Below are 17,322 nucleotides of genomic sequence, written 5' to 3'. Positions count from 1 at the left end.
CCGCTTCCGCCGATTACGCATCCGCTACGAGCGCCGTGCCGATATCCATCAGGCATTCCTCTCGCTTGCCTGCATACGCATCTGCTGGAGATACATTCAGCGGTTTTGTTAGGCGTTCTTAAAGGAACTAAGTGGCCTATCATCTGATGATATTTAAACAGTCTACAGCGATTGAGCCAACCATCGATCTGTACTTAGGTTCCGCTCGCACCGTGAATCTCTATTGGGAAGCCGCCGGCATCGATATCGGACTGCCAACGATTAGTGCAATTACGGAACGAGCTGATTCCGAGGCGGGATTCTGCCTTTCGGGTACCACGCTTACTGCTTTTAAGGTGGAGTTGGAGCTGCTTTACAAACACTGGAATACATCACACAAAGGCCACGAATTGCCGCCTACGCATTGTGAACTGATGCGTGCAGTGATTTTAGCATTGGACGATGAGTCGTTTGACAACGCAACGCTGATGATTGCATAGCTCGCTGGTAGGATTTGAGAGTCCACTTTGGGGCGTAACCTGCCGACGACGGCAACCGGCCAGGAGCGGACATTCGCATCAGCGTGACAATGCGTGACTTTTCTCGCTTGGTAATTCGTTATGCTCATAGGCCGCAGGCGGCCAACTCCGTATGTTGACCAACTCATCAAATCAGTTTTTCGCACAGTCCGATCATGACCACATTGCGTAAAGCAATTATCTTGGCAGTCTTTTTTTCGATGATAAGCGCTTGCGCAGCGATGTCATATGCAGCACCGTGGACGGACATATCGTGGCGGCACGCGTTGCTTTGGACAGGTTCCCTCTGTTGTCTCGGATTCTTACTCGGGGGGATATACGCCTTCGATCCAGATTCCGACTTGAAGATCAAGTCCAGTGCAATCGGTCGGATGTCATTCGGAGTCATAGCCTCGTTAATATTGTCCGCTTTGTGGCGCTGGCCGCTTGAAGGCGTCGCGCTCGCATGCCTTATTGGTGCTGTGCTTGGGTATTTAGGCATGATGTGGGCAAAATTTGCCGACTTTTGACGATAGGGCTCAAGGTCTGCAACGGGACGGAAACTGCCAACGACGGCAACCGGCCACAAGCGGTCATTCGCGGCAGCGTGACAATTTGTGAGTTTTTCTGCTTGGCAATCCGCTATGCTCTGGTGCCGCTACCGGCCACTAGCAGACGTTGCCTATAGAATTATGATATGAAGCTTACTGAAGATATGCGAGTCGACGAACAGTCAATCGGCATGCTGAAAGACAAAGAGACCGATGGGTTCGTCGACTATTTTTTCATCGCGAATCTGTGGTGCGAAGACCCTCGCTACGAAAGCCGCCACATGCAGGCTGGAGAATGCCGTGGCCTTTTTCGTTTCGACAAGAACACTCTGGATGCGGAGCTTCTATTACCAATGCCCGGCGATGACTCCGGAACTAGATTTAAAAAAGCTGTGTGGAAAATCCTTAACGAGTATCGTGCAAATGGCGAATGGCCTAAAGGCAACCAATATGCGTCGGGCTGAATCCGGCCAAAAACAGACGTAGGAATTCGTCTGCGAATCACCTAATAAAAGGGCTCTATCCAGATGGCTACGACTTATCGATTTGCCGCCAGTCCAGAAGCCTGCTCTGAAATACTTGAATGGTTTCGTGCGCTTGCTGCACCCCCAGCCGTTACACTTACTGACTGGGGCGCTGCTCTGCACTTCAAGGATTTCGGCGAGATCAAGTACCGCTCTGACGGCTCGATTGATACCGATGCTTCGCCTTTGGCGACTGTATTGCTCCCCAAGGTTCGCCGCGACATCATCTGGACCATCGGCGAGGTTCGATTTCTGACGACGCCGTTACGTCGTTTATATCCGGGGCTACACGGAATTAGTACCCAGTTCGCAAAATGGATCGAGGGGTTCGACTGCGTCTTCGCCAATGACGCCAAACGCGGATCGATAGACGGATTTAACTATTATTTAGAAGGCTCACTCAGAAATTATCTTGAGCCAATCTGGGCGCTGCCGTCTGGATTTGAGGCTCTGCAAAATGAAAGATATTTTGTGAGCGTGCAGGATAATGAAATTAAGGTGGATACGCTTTGTCGTTCGCTTCGCTTGCGTGGTGTCGAATGTTCCGCGACATAGGCAATGTCCGCTTTGGGGCGCAAGCGGACGGAGCCGATTAGCGCTCTGAGGCGCTGCCAGTAGCTTACTCTCCTCGCTGCCAGTAGCTTACTCTCCTAATCCATAGTTCTTGAAAGATGAAAAGCCGATGTTCGTGTTTAGGTCTGGGGTCTTGCCAGGCGCCGGTGTGCGATTTCGTAGCTACCTGATCCAACGACGAGATCGGGTCTGGCCGGTCTATCTCCCCTGCACTGTAGAGACTCTTGCCGAGCTGAAGCCATAGTTGCTTGAGCTTCGGTGGATTCCACCATGAACGCTTCCGTGGCTAATCCTCTTGCAACGTTAACCCCGGCTTTCGCGGGTCGCGGCGCAATCGATTCGAGTTATCTCTCGCATCATTTCCGCTCTGCAACGATGCATTTAAGTTAAAGTGTTGCGTTGATCGATTGAGTCCGCAGCCCTTTCCAGACGGTCACTCCTTCCCCGCAACTGATATCGTTTTGCCTGAAATTTTTTGATAGCAGCATTCGCTGATTCTGAACTCTACATGATTGGCATATTTCATGGATCTCCAAACATTCATGCCGCTCCTCGTTCCAAAAGCAATTGCCTGGGCGCAGGAGCAGTCTCATCTCATACTTCGCAGCGGCGTTTCCTTGAATGAGAAGGGCGCGGCGCTTGCGATGCGCTCGGGCGTTGCGGAGCCTGGACTAGTCCGAATAAAGTATGTCTCGGAGCTGCCGATGCCGGAAGACCAGTTGCTGCGTGAAGTCGCCGAAGCTACTGGCCTGATTGGTCCAAACATGGCGGGGATGACCCTTGGCTATGGCATTTTCATCGTGGAGAGACATGCTGATGTACGGCTCATTTCCCATGAGCTGCGCCACGTACAACAGTACGAGAGGTTCGGAAGTATCGAAGCGTTCATGCCTGTGTACTTGGCCCAGATTGCTTCCGTAGGCTATTACGATGCACCGCTTGAACAGGACGCACGCGCCTATGAAGTCGATGCGATCTAATTTGGCAATCGACCAGCACGTCGTGTCGATTGGCGGTCGCCCGCCAAATGTCCATTGTCATCACTGCTGCTCTGCGACTTCTTCAGAAGCAGTTTCGGGGCCAAAGCGCACGGAGCCAATTAGCGCTCTGAACCGCAGCCTGTAGCTTAGATCCTCCTGATCCATAGTTCTTGAAAGATGAGAATCCAATGGATCGTGTCGGGAGCCAGGGCGCCCTGCCAGGCGCCTGGTGTGCGATCTCGTCGCTGCCTGATCCAACGACGAGAGCGGGTCTGGGTCTATCTCCCCTGCCCTGCAGAGACTCATACGGCGCACGAGCAAGAGTTGCTTGAGCTTTGGCGCGTTCCTGCACTAACGTTCACATCGCAAAACGCCTTGTGACGGTAATCTCGGGTTCCACGGGGCGCGGAGCAATCGATTCGAGTGCTTTTTCGCATCATTTCCACTCTGCAACGATGCATTTAAGTTAGAGTGTTGCTTTGATCGATTGAATCCGCAGCCAACAGCGGTCATTGACTAGATGCAAAGCGTATCCAAATTGTGGACTCAAGAACTAGGAGCGTAAGTGGAGAAGAAATACCAAGTTTTCATAAGCAGCACGTTCCGCGACCTCGAGGTCGAGCGGCAGGAAGTCATGCACGCACTCCTTGAGTTAGATTGTATGCCCTCCGGCATGGAGCTTTTCCCAGCTGCGAATGAGACTCAATGGAACTTGATCAAAAAGGTAATAGACGACTGTGACTACTACATTTTGATTCTTGGAGGTCGCTATGGCTCAATTGGGACCGAGGGCATCAGCTATACGGAGATGGAGTATCGATATGCTCTCTCAACCGGCAAGCCAACAATTGCCTTCCTGCACCGCTGTCCCGGAAAGATAATCGCCGACAATTCGGAACCGACAGCAGAGGGAAAAGAAAAGCTACAAGCGTTTCGGGAATCTGTAGAGCAAAAGCTTTGCAAACATTGGGAGTCAGCTCAAGAACTTGGATCTGTCGTTAGTAGGAGTTTAATTCAACTGATAAGGTCAACCCCAGCAGTGGGTTGGGTGCGGGCCAACGAGTTGGCAGATCGAGAAGCAACGATGGAATTGCTGCAGCTACGTCGTCGCGTTGAAGAACTCCAAACCGAGTTATCTCGGGCACGTATTTCTGCACCTAAGGGTTCTGAGGGGTTAGCTCAGGGCGATGAAGAGCATTCAATAAGGTTTTTATTTTCAGCGAAAGCGCCAGGCGATTACCTAAGCCAAAAGTGGAATTCGACCTTTTCGCCCACCTGGAATGAAATATTTGCATCGATTGCTCCATTAATGATTCATGAGGCGACGGAACCCGTGCTAAAAAGTTCACTTGACCAGTTTGCCGAAACAGTCAGCATTGAGCGTGTGAGCAAAAACAAGGAACTCGTTGGCCATGCGCTGCGCAACTTTTACATTAGCGAAGACGACTTTCAGACGATCAAAGTTCAACTTCGCGCCTTGGGCCTTATCACTAAAAGCGAAAAAGCTAGAAGCGTTAAAGACGCGGGTACTTATTGGACGCTAACGCCATATGGCGATGAGATTATGACGCAATTGCGTGCAATTCGGCGCAATGAAGATGAGTCCCAATTTAGCGAGGAGATTCTTCTTAGTGATGCTGAGTAAATCGCCCTTTGTTCCCATTGCCAGCTTTCGGTTACTCCCGGACACGAAAATTGACGGTCAGCTTTGGGGGCGGAAGCGGACAGTACCATTGAACCGCCACCAGTAGCTTAGACTTTCCAGGTCCATGGTTCTTGCAAGATGAAAACCCGATGAATTGTGTTGGGCATGGACACCCTGCCTGACTCTTGGTGCGCGATAGCTGCCTGATCCTACGACGAGATCGGGTTTTACCTGTCCATCTCCCCTGCCCTGCAGAGACTCCTGCCGCGCTCAAACAAAAGCCAATTGAGCTTCGGCAGGCTCCGGCTGGATCTCTTCCATGGTTAAACTCCTTGCGATGATGTAGCTGAGGTTTTGCGGGGCGCCGGCTTTGACTTGATACGTTGGCGGTGCCAGCGGTTTGGGGCTGGCAGCCACGGCCGGTCAAGGCGTTTGAACGTCGATTGGTACTGCAGTGCATCGTTCTGGTCGCGTTGCATTGGGGTGTGCGATCACACTGCCCTCCTCTGCTGATTGGTACGCGCCGATATGGATCGGGTTATATGTCAGGCCTTGCCGCGCTGGTTGATCGATGATTAGTCGACCGATACGCCACGCTCCTCCATAATTTCCTCGATGTGCGGGTAGCTCAGTGGGTAGGCCGTATATCAGCGGATGCTGACCAAGATGACGTCGGTCGAGAAACGTATTCCTTTAAAGTTGATCATGGCGCGCCGTCAAGGCTTCGATAGTGCAGCTATCCCATGGCAGCGGTCGTGTCGCCAATACGACTGAGCCACTCATACTAACCGGCCTTCACAAAATCCGGGGCGGTTCACTTCTTGTCCGGTACGCGTGCGAGACGAGGACGAACCGGTCGCTGTGTATTAACGTACTCCCGAAACATAATTGCGGGTGTGTTAGTCTAGGAATGACCTTCTGGCGTAGAGGGTAGTCCGGGCGTTACACGTGCTCCGCCGAAGAGGTAGTTTGGTCGTTATTTGGCGCTCAACATGCAAGTGTGTTTTGAACTGTGACAACGCCCCTACCAAAAACTCGATTCGTGAATTTCTCAAGATGCTGATTTTAAACATCTTTTTCGTCGCCACGGCAGAAATTTTCGCACCACTGTCACGCCGCCTTACGATTATAAATATCGCTCTGTGACATAGGAAGATGACCATGCGTGATGATGTACTTGACGTCTTATTGAGTGAAGGGCCCCAGCTAAGCGGCCAACTTGCCGTCGCCCTTGAAAAATGGCTTGGTATCACGCCGGCTGCTGCTCGGAAGAAGGTCGAACGACGAAGCACGGCAGTTCGCGAGTTGAAGCTACCTTTTGCACGCAGAGCGAAGTTTTTGTATGCGACAACTCAATACGGAAGTGATAAGTTTTGGGCACGTTTAGCTGAAGCGCTCGAGATGGGTAACGGTGCGTATGCGCGGGTTATTCGAGCACTTCATGCTCGCGGTGGCCTTCTCCCGCTGGCACATCTTGCCTCTGCAGCGGGTATATCGTCCGGGGCTCGCCAAATTTCATTCGAACGTGTCTGGCAAGACCTTGTAGGCACTGAGCTCTTTCAGACTATTGAAGTACCTGGCTTGGGCGAGTGTTTCGCATTCGCGAAGAGAAGTGCATCTATTGATGAGCAGCTCCCTGGTGTACGCGCTCGATTGATTGTGGAAAGTGTGCTGCTTCAGTCCATCCAGGAATGGGCTGCGAGACTTGGGCTAGGTAGCTTTGCGAGCTTTAAGTTGCGAAGCTATCAACAGGAATCCGCGCCGACCGTCTCTGTTTTTCAGTGGGACTTGACGGCACCGTCCTATATTAGTGCGCTTGCTGCCTGGAATAACTCTGGCCGCCCGAAGCCGGGGTTTATGGTTTTGGACGTGCTTTTGAAAGAGCAGGTCGAACTAAACGACCTTAAGTCTTTCATATACAAATGCAAGACACTGCGCCAAGTCCGTAACGTTCGCACGCTTCAATTTTTCGTCGCTCACCGATATACCCGCGAAGCGCTCGATGCGATGCGCCAAGAAGGCATTATTCCCGCTACTACTGAGTCAATATTTGGTACGGATGTCGCTAATGCTTTGATGGAGCTAAGCGGCATGCTGACGCAAGCCGCGACTCAAGCTGTTGACCTCGACAAGTTCGCGTACCTGTTCGACAAACTCGGAAAAGTCGAAGGCGCGGCTGGCACGCTTCGCGGGGCTCTTTTCGAGTTCGTCGTGGCAGAGGTGATGCGGAGAACGGTAGGAGGAGCCACCATCCTGATGAACAAGATTTACCGCAAGGACGGAAAAGACGTAGCGGAAGTCGACGTTAGGGTGCATGTCCCCGATCAGGAGATTAGATTCATCGAATGCAAAGGGCTATTGCCCGGCCGACTGCTGCAGGATTCAGAAATCGAGGCGTGGCTGACCAAGCGTATTCCGAACGTGAGAAACCAAACTCTCGACAACTCCGAATTCAAGAACATCACGCAAACCTTCGAACTGTGGCTTACCGGCGAGCTTTCGCCCGAAGCTCGAGAACGAATCTCGGCCGCACAGGCGCAGGTAGACCCGAAACGTTACACCATTAAAGTTTCGTTTGCTCGGGACATCGAAGAATCAGTGAAATCATTCCCAGACCTTCGAAAACTTGTAAAGCAGCACTTCCTGGCACATCCTTTGGCGGCGTCCCCTGAAGAAATAAATCCTCTTTCCAAACGGAAGATTTCTCAAGTCGAGGTTGCTTTTTCGGACCTTACGCGTCGCGACTTTGGTGGTGAATCGCCACCAGTAGCTTAAACTCTCCTGAACCAGAGTTCTTGAACAATGCAAAACCTATGGATCGTGTTAGGTAATTGGGCGTCTTACCATGCACCTGGTGTGCGATCTCGCAACTGCCTGACCCAACGACGAAGATCCGGTCTGACGTGCCTATCCCCTGCCCTACAGAGACTTCTGCCGCGCGCTAGCAAAATCAGACCTTCCCTAGCCATGTTTATCCGATCGAGGCAGCAGCAGAGCGCCTGCATTCGCGCGCGATAGCGGCACAGTTGGCTACGATAAACTAGCCCGTCGTCTGCTACGTGCGCTCGGCCAGATCGGGGACTTTGCGCGCTGGCGGTTGAGTTGCGATCACCGCTGACGCGACATGGCACCTGACGCTATCACGCCAAAACAGAAGCTTGCCATGGCCGCTTAACCTCTACTTTTAGCACGATCTAAAAATGGGGGGATTACCCCGTCAACTGGTTACATGACGGCACAGGAAGCACAACGGGACATTAGCCATTACCTGATGCACCGGCATAACTGGATGCGGCCACATCAGTTCAACCAGGGACTGGCACCGGCCGTCGCCGAAGAAAAACTTAACGTAGTGTCCGGGATGGGTTGACCACTACATTAAGTTAAAGTGTTGCGTTGATCGATTGAGTCCTTAATCCTAAAGGAGTCCTGTTCAAGCCAATATTCCGACTTGCGAATTTCCTACCATTTTATCTGTATCTAAAGTAATTCCCATCAAAAACGTGACGGGAACTACTTTGAAATATGCGGGCTTTTAAAGGTAGGCGGCGGTGGGAAAAACTTTCCATTATTGTGGCTGAGTTGGAATCGGTATCGCTTGCTGAGAGTAGCATTATTTGTTTAGCACCCTCAGCAGGGAAAGCTTCGCCCCCCCACACATTCACTGCCCGAGTTTTGCACGCAATATTTTGTAAAAGTGTTTGGTCGCATCGCCTCTGAATACAGTCGATCTGGACGATTCTGACTCCATGGTTGCTGTCAGCACATGTTTTGACGCATCTTTAGAAGCCTCAGCATATTTATCCAAATCAGATATGCTTTTGAGGTACGGCCATTTCTTTAAGTATTCTGGAAGCACAACATTTCCTCCAAATGTTGCAAGAGGAAAATCTTTCTCGGTTGCAACACCTATTTCCCACGGCACCCACCATGACGCTTTGGTCGCATCAGAAACGACGGCCAGGAGTTGCGTGCATTTATCGAGTTCCTTTCTAACGTGCGCGGCAATGTCCTCGCCATTGTCAAATTTAGGATCAATGACGTCTAGATAACAATCAATCTTATGATTAATTTTCAGATGCTCTTGTATCTTCAGGGCTAACATCGAGTCAGTCTGTTGGTGAGACAAAAATATTTTCATTCTTAATCCTTTGGCTAAACCCTATAAACGTTGCTTTTCAGCCAGCAGTCGATAATGTTCGCCTAGCACTGTTAATTTGCAGGACTTGCTTTGCATGGCGGCGTGCCACATATGCGGGGCATCCACAGGCGCGACCAAATTTAGGCGGTTATATCGCTGGAGAAGCGCGAACTTCCGCGTGTTTTCAGGATCAGGGGGAAGCATACCTGGGTCTCTCCCCTTCAATTCAGGCTCAAACGTAGGGTCAAGCTTATATTCATAACCCCGCCGAGGGAAAAACTCCGTTATACGCCTGAGATCATCTAGGGAAATAGGCGGATTAACCTTTCGAAGCGACACAAATTGCCGGACGTTAGTTTTAAAAATCGGACGTTGCTCCCACGCTCCCAAGGATTGGTCAACATGCGCATAGATGCTGCCCGGGGTAATATCACCAGTGAGATTGGCTGCCCCGCCGTGAAGGGCATCAACCAATAGTGTTGTGAATACCCCTCTGCCATTTTCTTCCGTTGCATATTGATCGGCCGCTGATGCAGTAAGAATTGTCAAGCCCTCAGATAAACTGGCAAGTTCTCCAGCGGTTGGTGGAATACCAGCTATTCCTGAGTGGCAACTGTCAAGGATGACTATCTTATTGCGTGCTGGTGATTTATTGGCCATTACTAGAACGTCGGAGAGCGATAGCCCTTCGTCGCCACGGCGAGAGTCCGTTGCCAGCAAATAACCTCCGGTTGCTTCGATATGCCCATGGCCGGCAAAATAAAACAGCGCAATATCGGCCTGGGCCTTGAAAAGCTCTTCAACACGATCTTTTAAAAAAGCCCGTTCAACGCGATCTTTAGGGCCGGTCCCTGTGAAAATTTTGCAATCAAAGTTAACCGATCCATCACCATGTCGAGCTAGAACAGCTTGCAATGCATGGGCATCATCAACACACCCATACAAAGAGCCGCCATGCTCGTAGTGATTTATACCGACTACAAGAGCTATACGCATAAAGTAACTCCTCTTATGTTAAATTCCGTCAATAAAGTTTTTGATTGCATCCCATGTCCATACGACGGTATTTACGCCTTCAATTTTTGTTCGATCATCGGAATAGGCCCAAATACCTAGGACCTTCTTTCCCTCCTCCCGCGCGCAAGAAATCTCCCACTTCTGTCCGCTTGATGCTAAGGAATTTTTGCTGATCAAGGCGATTACACCATCAGATCTGCGAATCCGTGTGCGAACTTTATCTTTCCATTCCGATGCATAGGCTTCTTTGACTGACATATCTATGTATTCAAATGGAGAGTTTGTAAGGAGCGATTGCCCCTTCAAAAAGTCCCTCTGCCTTTCGTCTTCAATTGCAAATGCAATAAAAATAGTTTTCTTGTCTGCCATGTGATCCTCTCTTTTTGAAATGGTGTTGGGAGTGCCAGTTGTGCACGCCAGATCAAATATAACAGATATTTTGTTAATAATCGTGTCGGTCGCTGAATCCCCACGACTACTGTAGACACTCCTGAGCCAAAATTTAGAAAAAGGAGAAATCATGAGTGGTAAGCGTTACACGGAAGAATTTAAGATCGCTGCGCTCAAGCAGGTGATTAATCGAGGGCACCCAGCGGCTGAGATCGCTGAACGGCTTGGTGTCAGTATCCACAGCATTTATACGTGGACAAGGCGGCATGGCGTACCTGAAGCCGAGCGCAAGGCCGAGGACTCCCAGTCTGACGAGATGCCTCGACCGAGGGTCGAATTGAAGCGCGTCACGAGGAGCGAGATACCTTAAAAAAGGCCGCGGTGTACTTTGCCAAGACGTCCGGCTAAGGTACACCTTCATTCAAGAGGTACAGGACGAATTTCCAGTGCGGCGCTTGTGCAAGATGATGGGGGTACATCCCAGCGGCTTCTATGCATGGCGCCTTCAGCCGGAAAGCGAGCGTCCCAGGAAGACGCTACACTACTAAACACCGGCTCAACGATTTGAACAGTGTGTTGCGTTGACCGATTGAATCCGCACCACGTTGCTGTCAGTCGCTCTCCCCCCTATTTAAGATGTTTTTTCAAGTCTCAGAACCGATTTTCTCAAGCATTGGCAAAACACACCTATTCTTAATTGTATTGACGTTATCAGTAGAAATTGCTCCCGTCTTTTTAATTTCCGACCATATATCTTTTAATTCAATTCGCCCGATAGTATTGGAAATTCCAACTGTACCACTGGCACCTTCCTCATCGATAATGACTGGCACTATATGCCCACTTCTTTTTCCAGAAGTTATCACATCTTTTTCAAATCTAGTCCAAACCTTTTCACGATAATTCTTATCCATAAACACAAGGTAATATCTACAGGACTCGGCATATATCTTTTCAAGGACATCTTGCAAGTCCGACGCAAGTAAAATAGCTTGCTGATCAAAGTCGTAAAACGTGATTACATCTTCGGCTTTCATTTCGGCATTGATCAGCTCTACAATTTTTCTTGCCTCACCTGCAAACGAGAATCCTATATCGTACGTGTACAAACGGCCATTTTCGACGGCGCTCTCTTCGATACCTAAATCGCGGAACAGTACTTTCACATCGATATTAGTAAGGAAATACCTAAATAGCGGATCTTCAATCGAAAAGCCAGAATCCGATTCAAAAACAATTTGTTTTCGCAAGTCTGTGCTCTTACTTGGATCATGTATAACCTCGGCGATACGTGTTCGAACCGCTTTAAGACCAGGACGTCGACGATCAGAAACGACCTGAAGCAACTGATCGAAAGTAACAACCGAATCAGGAATTTTGCACAGCGCGAGCAAAATTTCGAGGTAAGGCTTGTTGCCACCTGGGCGCCACTTTTTCCCTTTAGCGAATGTCCTTGCGATCGGTAGATATCGTTGTGTCAGTTCGGCCATCAATCGGCTTCGAATCCCGAGGATATCAAATGTCAGTATGCGAGTGTCATCTTGCGTTTCGTATACTTCTTCGATGGCGCAAACCTTGTTGCAGACATATTGCGCTAACCAGAAATTGCCGGCACTTTCAGACAGTAAAACTGCGCGGTCCTCAAAGATCACCTCGAGGGCCTGCTCTCCCTCACTGATTAGTTTATCGATTTCGGAATCAGATGCGCGTTTCAAAGAGTACGAGCCCAAGCGCGGCCCAAGATCATAGGCTTCGGACAGCAGGGAGACCCCTGTTGTTGGGATTCCAATTAAGATAACTTTTGCTGGCTCAATTAATTCAAAAGACCGATCGCTCAAGCGTTTCAACGTTGACCCGATTTCTGCTCTCTTTTTTATAGTCAAGAGGTGGAAGTCATCGACGACTAAAACGCGCGGCATTGGCATATCGCCCACGACAGCATTCTTGAGAAAATCATCTATTATCTGCTCGGAATTTTCATCACGGCAGCCAATATATTTGAACTCTTTTCCCTGCTGCCATTGGAGTTCTTCAAATACCTTAAATACGACGCAGGTTTTACCAATTCCGGAGGGCCCCTCGATTAAGAGGTGTTTGCCAGTCTGTGAAATATCAGCTCGCACTTCGCCAAAGTGGTGCGGTTTCACATAGGTATACGGCGGCAATCCAACTGTTTTGAAAACATCCTCAAGCTTCTTTTTATCGACCATTTTTAAATTCTCAATTAATATTCTAAATTATTGATTTCTGGAAAACCTCAATGAATATTTTATCTTATTTTATTTTATTTTATTTTTGCATTCCAGGATAGTGACTTTTCAAAAGAAGTGTGTGTGCCATAGTTCGTTCCACTATATCTCGTTCATTAATACTTGTTGATCACATGCTAAATTTTGAGTAGGTCCGCTAATGGCCGGACTAGGCTGGTGACCATAGAGAATAGCATCTTGCTCATCTGAAAAATACGCGAAATATCACAAGTCTGATTGGCGGTGTTCATGCCATGGGATGGCGGTGACTAGTGGGGTAATCCCCCCATTTTTGGAGCGCTCTAAAAGTAGAGGCTAAGCCGCCATGGCAAGCTTCTGTTTTGGTGTAATGCCGCCAAGTGCCATGCTGGGCTTGTCGTGATTGTAAGTCCACAGCCAGCGGTTTGCAAAATCCTGAGTGTCATCAATCGTTTCAAACAGATGAGGGGCAGCCAGTCGTATCGCACCGTGCGGTTATAGCGCTCGACATAAGCATTCTGCTGCGACTGGCTAGGCTGAATGAAGTCGATGCGTATGCCGCGCTTGGCAGTTCAGGCCAGCGTCACGGCGCTGATGTATTCCGGGCCGTTATCGCAGCGAATGACCTGGGGTTTGCCACGCCATTCGATGATCCTATCGAGGGAGCGCATGACGCGTTCGGACGGCAATGAGAAGTCAACCTCGATGCCGAGCCCATCACGGTTGTAATCGTCGATCAGATTGAACAAGCGGATGCTACGGCCATCACCCAGCTGGTCATGCATGAAGTCCATCGACCAGGAGTCGTTGATCTTTGCAGGTACGGCCAGCGGCAGCGGCTTTTCGCGCACCAGTCTTGATCCGCAGGCTAGCTTTTTCGTAAAACCCGGAGCAACTTATTGTTAAAGCGGTGACGTACGCGCCGTTACTGCCCCCTTCCCTCCCTAATTCGGGTACGTCTGACTGGCGCGGTATAGTGGCACGGCCAGCAACATGCCGCCATTCCATCTGGTACGCGAATTGCCGCCTGAACTCGACCCACCTCTGGTCGAGAATGGCACGGTGCAGCCCCGACTTTTGGCTGACCTTCTTGCCCGGCTGTTCGAGGGTGCCTTTGGAGGATCTGGACATATTCCGTACCTGCAAATCCTCAATGCAGACAAGCCCGTGGTTTTTGCTAATCGCCACTGTAGCCTTGTGCAGGAAGTCGCGTCTAGCCTTGGCGATACGGGGGTGAATCTTCTGGGCGCGAGATTTCGCCTTGTTCCATTGACATCCTCCCCGTCTAAAGGACGGAGATTTCTACGGCGCGGCGCGATGAGATGCGACGCGCTTCGGCGGGTTCCTGCTTCTTCGAGCGACCTGACTGCACCATCTCTCCGCAGGCTAAATTGACATCCTCCCTGCCTAAAGGACAGGGATTTCTACCGCGCGGCGCGATGAGTTGCGAAACGCTTCGAGGGGTTCCTGCTTCTTCGAGCGGCCTGACTGCGCCATCTCTCCACAGGCTAGCAAGCGGTGCCCCCGCTCAACAATATTAATCGCGCCGACCACGTCTGCGTGATTTTTGTAGCCGCACTCGACGCACAGGAATTTCGCCTGGGTCTGCCGATTGTCTTTTGATATGTGCCTGCAAGCCGGGCAAGTCTGGCTAGTGTGGTGCGGTGGCACGGCAAGCAGCATGCCGCCACTCCATTCCATCTTGTAGTTGAGCTGCCGTCTAAACTCGCCCCATCCCTGGTCGAGAATGGCGCGGTTTAGCGTGGCTTTCTGACGCACCCTCTTGCCTGGCTGTGCAACCGATCCCTTTGACGATTTGGACATATTCCGTACCTGCAAATCCTCAATGCAGACGAGCGCGTGATTTCGGCAAATTGTCGTGGTAGTTTTTTGCAGGAAGTCTCTCCGGGCATTGGCGATGCGGGTGTGAATCTTCTGGACGCGCGCTTTCGCCTTATTCCAATTCCTGCTGAATTTGACCATGCGGCCCATGCGGCGCTGGTAGCGCGCCAAGCGCTGCTGGTGTCTCTTGAAGCTGTTCAGCGGCGCTATGAAGCTGCCGTCGCTCAGGGTGGCAAAGCGAGCGATGCCGACATCTATTCCAACTGCACTCGTAGCGATAGGAACCACCGGATCTACCTCGCGCCGGGTCTGTATTGAAATGAACCACTTACCAGCAGCCTGGCTTATGGTTGCACTCACAGGTTCACCAACAGAGTCCCGGCTCTTGCGGTACCGTAGCCATCCTAATTTGGGAAAACGCAGGCGGCTGTTAGTTTGTTCGAATCTAATTGCCCCTTTTGCTGCCACGCGGAAGGAAATTCTGTCGCCCTTGCACTTGAATCTTGGAAATTTTGCACGGCCAGCAAAGAAATTCGCGTAAGCTTTCTCTAAGTCCTTCAACACATATTGAAGTGCTGAACGAGGTGCGGCAGCAAGCCAAGGAGTTTCGCAACAGTTGCGCCATGCTGTCAGATATTTCGACATGTCCACATATCCGATGAACTTGTTGCCGGCTGCGTGATTTTCTTTTTGCAGAGCCAAGGCTTTGTTGAAGACGAACCGGCACGAACCAGCGAAGCGGCGCATGGCGCGCTCCTGTTCGCCGGTTGGTCTCAACTCGAACCTGTAGGCTTGATATCTTTCCATGATTCTTCAAGCTTACTCGTGTGAAGGCAGTATCGGCCACAAGAAAGCTAGCCAATTTGCACCGTATTTTTGCTTGACATGGGTCGCATACCGTACGGAATTGCACCTCCGCTCTCCCTCCTCTACCTGAGCTGAAACCTCTGCCTCGCGATGATGTCGTCGAGCGAAGAAATGAGCGAGGTTGAGATCAGGGCACCCATTTGGCCAAATCCGCCAGGATGTGGTCCAAAGTTGAATGCAGTCCCCTCCTTTTGACCATCCACGAAGTCATCCACCGTGCCGATGGCATCGATCAGGCCAATTTCCTTTGCCTCTAACCCGCTCCAGATTTCCCCGCTGGCGTAGTTGACGTCGTGCCGCAGTACGCGGCCGCGCCGTTCCTCTAGTTCGCGCAAAAATGTTCGCCCTACCCTGTCCACCAAATCCTGCGCCTTGGCTTGCGCGTCTTGGCTAGGCGGTGTGAACGGATTCAAGAATGCCTTCAGGTGACCGGATGCATATACCTGCTGCGAGATTTCCAGGCGGTCCAGCGCACGCGACAGCTGCCATGGCGCGATGATGGCGCCGATCGATCCCACCAGACTGTATTTCCCCGCGATGATCTTGTCGGCGTGCAAGGCAATCATGTAGGCAGCCGATGCGCCGACGTTGCTGATCGCCGCCACTACCGGTTTCGGGTGCTTTTTCCTGAAAGAGTGAATCGCGTTTCCGATACGCTCGGCCTCGACCGGCGCGCCGCCGGGACTGTCTATCGCCAGAACTATCTGCGTAACGTTGCTGGACTCAAACGCCCGCTTCAGGGCCGGCACAATCTTGTCTGCGGACGCGAGTGAGGTTGCAGCGATCTCGCCTTCGATGTGCACAATGCCTATGACCGGGCTGAAGGGACCTATTTTAAACTGCAACATTTGCATGAAAAAGTACAGGCCGAGCAAGAGTGGCATGAGAACGAGCAACGACTTCAGCGTCAAGGTGAGGCGGCGAGCAAATTTTCGATCCCGCTCAAGCGCCAGGCGTTCTTCCCTGAATCCCGCGCGTTGTTCGCGTATCTCAGCCAACATCAGTAGTGCGAGATTTGCGGCCTGCAGTTCAGCTTGACTCTTATGGTCTTTGTTTTCCATGGCGTTTCCTTGGGGGGGCTAGGCGCGAGAAGTTAGCGACAACTGCCCCCCCAACCCAGTACGACAGTTTCCCAGGTCATCTTGTCACCGCACGTTTTTTTGTCTTCTTCTCTCCGGTTTGGCTGTGCACTTCGCATCGGCGCACCGTCCGCGATCATGGCTTCCGTCGGTTTTGCTTTTTCCATTTCGGCTAATGCTGCGGTGGCTTCTTTGATCTTCGAGATCGGGCATTCCAGCATGAAAGCATGTGGGCGTTCTTGAGTAGCGGCAGATTCTCGTTTTACCGCAGAGGCGCTACATAGCTGAGCTGTAACGGCGCGAAAATATTGCTCGTCGAATTCTGTTCCATCCTCGGAGTGCAAAAGCAAAACCTGGCCATTTGTACACGCCTTTGTGACGAAGCGAAGGGCGAGCCGAGCATAAATTTCGCTCTCATCGCGCGTGCCGGCTTCAACGAAGGTCCTTTGCCCTAACCGACTCGTGGTCTTCGGCGCTAAATCGCAGACCGAGTCATCCGTCGGTTTTTTTGCGAAGGCTACAGCATGCGACGAAGTTGAAAAAAGACTTAAAGAAAGGAAAATCATAATTGATAAAAATTTCCAGCCATACATGATTTTAATGTCCTTCCGTAAAGTTATTCAGTCTGAATTTATATTTAAATACTTGAAAAAAGAAAAAATATCACTATTATTTCCTTTCTTGGTCACCTGTTCGTGGAGGAAGTTCATGATTCATTTAAAGAAAGTATTGATGTGTGGAATCGTCGGATCGATCTTCGGTGGCGTTCTCGGATATGGCGAATCTACAACGGTAACAGCCATTTTTTCGATAATTGGTTTCATTTTTATTGTAATGCTATATGAATTGATTTACATTATACATTATACAATTACGAAATTTCACAAATGCAGTGGGAAAACCACATTGCGCTCTCATGCTCATCGATACGATACCGATTTTAATGATGGAAATCTCATAAAAAATCCGTCATACAGAATCGATGAGC

The 17,322-nt window shown here is 50.5% G+C and carries 14 protein-coding genes and 5 pseudogenes; 9 read left to right on the top strand and 10 right to left on the bottom strand.

Features of this window, described 5'->3' with window-relative positions; genetic code table 11:
- The 6 genes and pseudogenes from AC07VH_RS14365 to AC07VH_RS14340 all read left to right on the top strand — a co-directional run.
- Nucleotides 1–112 (top strand): annotated as a pseudogene (locus AC07VH_RS14365) (IS5/IS1182 family transposase); the annotation flags it as partial.
- Between the two features lie 19 nt (nt 113–131).
- A complete protein-coding gene (locus AC07VH_RS14360; protein ID WP_494789563.1) occupies nt 132–479 on the top strand; it encodes a hypothetical protein in 348 nt (115 codons plus the stop codon).
- Between the two features lie 715 nt (nt 480–1,194).
- The gene (locus AC07VH_RS14355) at nt 1,195–1,512 is read left to right on the top strand and encodes a hypothetical protein (protein WP_494789562.1); all 318 of its coding nucleotides are present in this window, start codon (nt 1,195–1,197) and stop codon (nt 1,510–1,512) included.
- Nucleotides 1,513–1,575: 63 nt separating this feature from the next.
- Nucleotides 1,576–2,127 carry a hypothetical protein gene (locus AC07VH_RS14350; RefSeq protein ID WP_494789561.1) on the top strand — a complete coding sequence of 184 codons (552 nt, stop codon included), beginning with the start codon at nt 1,576–1,578 and terminating at the stop codon, nt 2,125–2,127.
- A gap of 542 nt (nt 2,128–2,669) precedes the next feature.
- Nucleotides 2,670–3,125: a hypothetical protein gene (locus tag AC07VH_RS14345; protein WP_494789560.1), complete on the top strand. Its 456-nt coding sequence runs from the start codon at nt 2,670–2,672 to the stop codon at nt 3,123–3,125.
- Nucleotides 3,126–3,690: 565 nt separating this feature from the next.
- Nucleotides 3,691–4,770 carry a DUF4062 domain-containing protein gene (locus AC07VH_RS14340; RefSeq protein WP_494789559.1) on the top strand — a complete coding sequence of 360 codons (1,080 nt, stop codon included), beginning with the start codon at nt 3,691–3,693 and terminating at the stop codon, nt 4,768–4,770.
- Nucleotides 4,771–5,348: 578 nt separating this feature from the next.
- Here the strand turns inward: AC07VH_RS14340 and AC07VH_RS14335 are convergent.
- Nucleotides 5,349–5,477: pseudogene (locus AC07VH_RS14335) on the bottom strand (IS6 family transposase); the annotation flags it as partial.
- A 454-nt stretch (nt 5,478–5,931) separates the two neighbouring features.
- On the opposite strand from AC07VH_RS14335, the gene AC07VH_RS14330 reads away from it, so the two are divergent.
- The gene (locus AC07VH_RS14330; RefSeq protein ID WP_494789558.1) at nt 5,932–7,545 is read left to right on the top strand and encodes a hypothetical protein; all 1,614 of its coding nucleotides are present in this window, start codon (nt 5,932–5,934) and stop codon (nt 7,543–7,545) included.
- 439 nt (nt 7,546–7,984) lie between these two features.
- Nucleotides 7,985–8,140: pseudogene (locus AC07VH_RS14325) on the top strand (IS3 family transposase); the annotation flags it as partial.
- Nucleotides 8,141–8,431: 291 nt separating this feature from the next.
- Here AC07VH_RS14325 and AC07VH_RS14320 read toward each other — a convergent pair.
- The 3 genes from AC07VH_RS14320 to AC07VH_RS14310 are packed head-to-tail and all read right to left on the bottom strand — an operon-like array spanning nt 8,432 to nt 10,297.
- Nucleotides 8,432–8,911 (bottom strand): toll/interleukin-1 receptor domain-containing protein, encoded by a 480-nt coding sequence (locus AC07VH_RS14320; RefSeq protein WP_494789557.1) that lies wholly within the window; start codon nt 8,909–8,911, stop codon nt 8,432–8,434.
- 21 nt (nt 8,912–8,932) lie between these two features.
- Complete coding sequence (locus AC07VH_RS14315; protein ID WP_494789556.1) at nt 8,933–9,907, bottom strand: caspase family protein; 975 nt, start codon at nt 9,905–9,907, stop codon at nt 8,933–8,935.
- Between the two features lie 18 nt (nt 9,908–9,925).
- Nucleotides 9,926–10,297: a TIR domain-containing protein gene (locus AC07VH_RS14310; protein ID WP_494789555.1), complete on the bottom strand. Its 372-nt coding sequence runs from the start codon at nt 10,295–10,297 to the stop codon at nt 9,926–9,928.
- 151 nt (nt 10,298–10,448) lie between these two features.
- On the opposite strand from AC07VH_RS14310, the gene AC07VH_RS14305 reads away from it, so the two are divergent.
- Nucleotides 10,449–10,688 (top strand): transposase, encoded by a 240-nt coding sequence (locus AC07VH_RS14305; RefSeq protein WP_494789554.1) that lies wholly within the window; start codon nt 10,449–10,451, stop codon nt 10,686–10,688.
- Between the two features lie 274 nt (nt 10,689–10,962).
- On the opposite strand, the gene AC07VH_RS14300 is transcribed toward AC07VH_RS14305, so the two are convergent.
- From AC07VH_RS14300 to AC07VH_RS14275, 6 genes and pseudogenes are all read right to left on the bottom strand, one after another.
- The gene (locus AC07VH_RS14300; RefSeq protein WP_494789553.1) at nt 10,963–12,528 is read right to left on the bottom strand and encodes a TIR domain-containing protein; all 1,566 of its coding nucleotides are present in this window, start codon (nt 12,526–12,528) and stop codon (nt 10,963–10,965) included.
- Nucleotides 12,529–12,882: 354 nt separating this feature from the next.
- Nucleotides 12,883–13,403: pseudogene (locus AC07VH_RS14295) on the bottom strand (DDE-type integrase/transposase/recombinase); the annotation flags it as partial.
- A 93-nt stretch (nt 13,404–13,496) separates the two neighbouring features.
- Nucleotides 13,497–13,815: pseudogene (locus AC07VH_RS14290) on the bottom strand (transposase); the annotation flags it as partial.
- A gap of 138 nt (nt 13,816–13,953) precedes the next feature.
- The gene (locus AC07VH_RS14285) at nt 13,954–15,195 is read right to left on the bottom strand and encodes an RNA-guided endonuclease InsQ/TnpB family protein (RefSeq protein WP_494789552.1); all 1,242 of its coding nucleotides are present in this window, start codon (nt 15,193–15,195) and stop codon (nt 13,954–13,956) included.
- Between the two features lie 122 nt (nt 15,196–15,317).
- A complete protein-coding gene (locus AC07VH_RS14280) occupies nt 15,318–16,316 on the bottom strand; it encodes a S49 family peptidase (RefSeq protein WP_494789551.1) in 999 nt (332 codons plus the stop codon).
- Nucleotides 16,317–16,348: 32 nt separating this feature from the next.
- A complete protein-coding gene (locus tag AC07VH_RS14275) occupies nt 16,349–16,927 on the bottom strand; it encodes a hypothetical protein (protein ID WP_494789550.1) in 579 nt (192 codons plus the stop codon).
- Nucleotides 16,928–17,322 lie beyond the last annotated feature (395 nt).

This window comes from Janthinobacterium sp. GW821-FHT03C10, assembly GCF_059420865.1.
This window is presented reverse-complemented; position numbering and strand designations above follow the sequence as displayed.

What these genes read in the sequence shown, in the direction of transcription:
- AC07VH_RS14275 (WP_494789550.1), bottom strand. Translation starts at nt 16,927, where the DNA reads ATGTATGGCTGGAAATTTTTATCAATTATGATTTTCCTTTCTTTAAGT.
- AC07VH_RS14350 (WP_494789561.1), top strand. Translation starts at nt 1,576, where the DNA reads ATGGCTACGACTTATCGATTTGCCGCCAGTCCAGAAGCCTGCTCTGAA.
- AC07VH_RS14280 (WP_494789551.1), bottom strand. Translation starts at nt 16,316, where the DNA reads ATGGAAAACAAAGACCATAAGAGTCAAGCTGAACTGCAGGCCGCAAAT.
- AC07VH_RS14315 (WP_494789556.1), bottom strand. Translation starts at nt 9,907, where the DNA reads ATGCGTATAGCTCTTGTAGTCGGTATAAATCACTACGAGCATGGCGGC.
- AC07VH_RS14320 (WP_494789557.1), bottom strand. Translation starts at nt 8,911, where the DNA reads ATGAAAATATTTTTGTCTCACCAACAGACTGACTCGATGTTAGCCCTG.
- AC07VH_RS14300 (WP_494789553.1), bottom strand. Translation starts at nt 12,528, where the DNA reads ATGGTCGATAAAAAGAAGCTTGAGGATGTTTTCAAAACAGTTGGATTG.
- AC07VH_RS14285 (WP_494789552.1), bottom strand. Translation starts at nt 15,195, where the DNA reads ATGGAAAGATATCAAGCCTACAGGTTCGAGTTGAGACCAACCGGCGAA.
- AC07VH_RS14330 (WP_494789558.1), top strand. Translation starts at nt 5,932, where the DNA reads ATGCGTGATGATGTACTTGACGTCTTATTGAGTGAAGGGCCCCAGCTA.
- AC07VH_RS14310 (WP_494789555.1), bottom strand. Translation starts at nt 10,297, where the DNA reads ATGGCAGACAAGAAAACTATTTTTATTGCATTTGCAATTGAAGACGAA.
- AC07VH_RS14345 (WP_494789560.1), top strand. Translation starts at nt 2,670, where the DNA reads ATGGATCTCCAAACATTCATGCCGCTCCTCGTTCCAAAAGCAATTGCC.
- AC07VH_RS14355 (WP_494789562.1), top strand. Translation starts at nt 1,195, where the DNA reads ATGAAGCTTACTGAAGATATGCGAGTCGACGAACAGTCAATCGGCATG.
- AC07VH_RS14305 (WP_494789554.1), top strand. Translation starts at nt 10,449, where the DNA reads ATGAGTGGTAAGCGTTACACGGAAGAATTTAAGATCGCTGCGCTCAAG.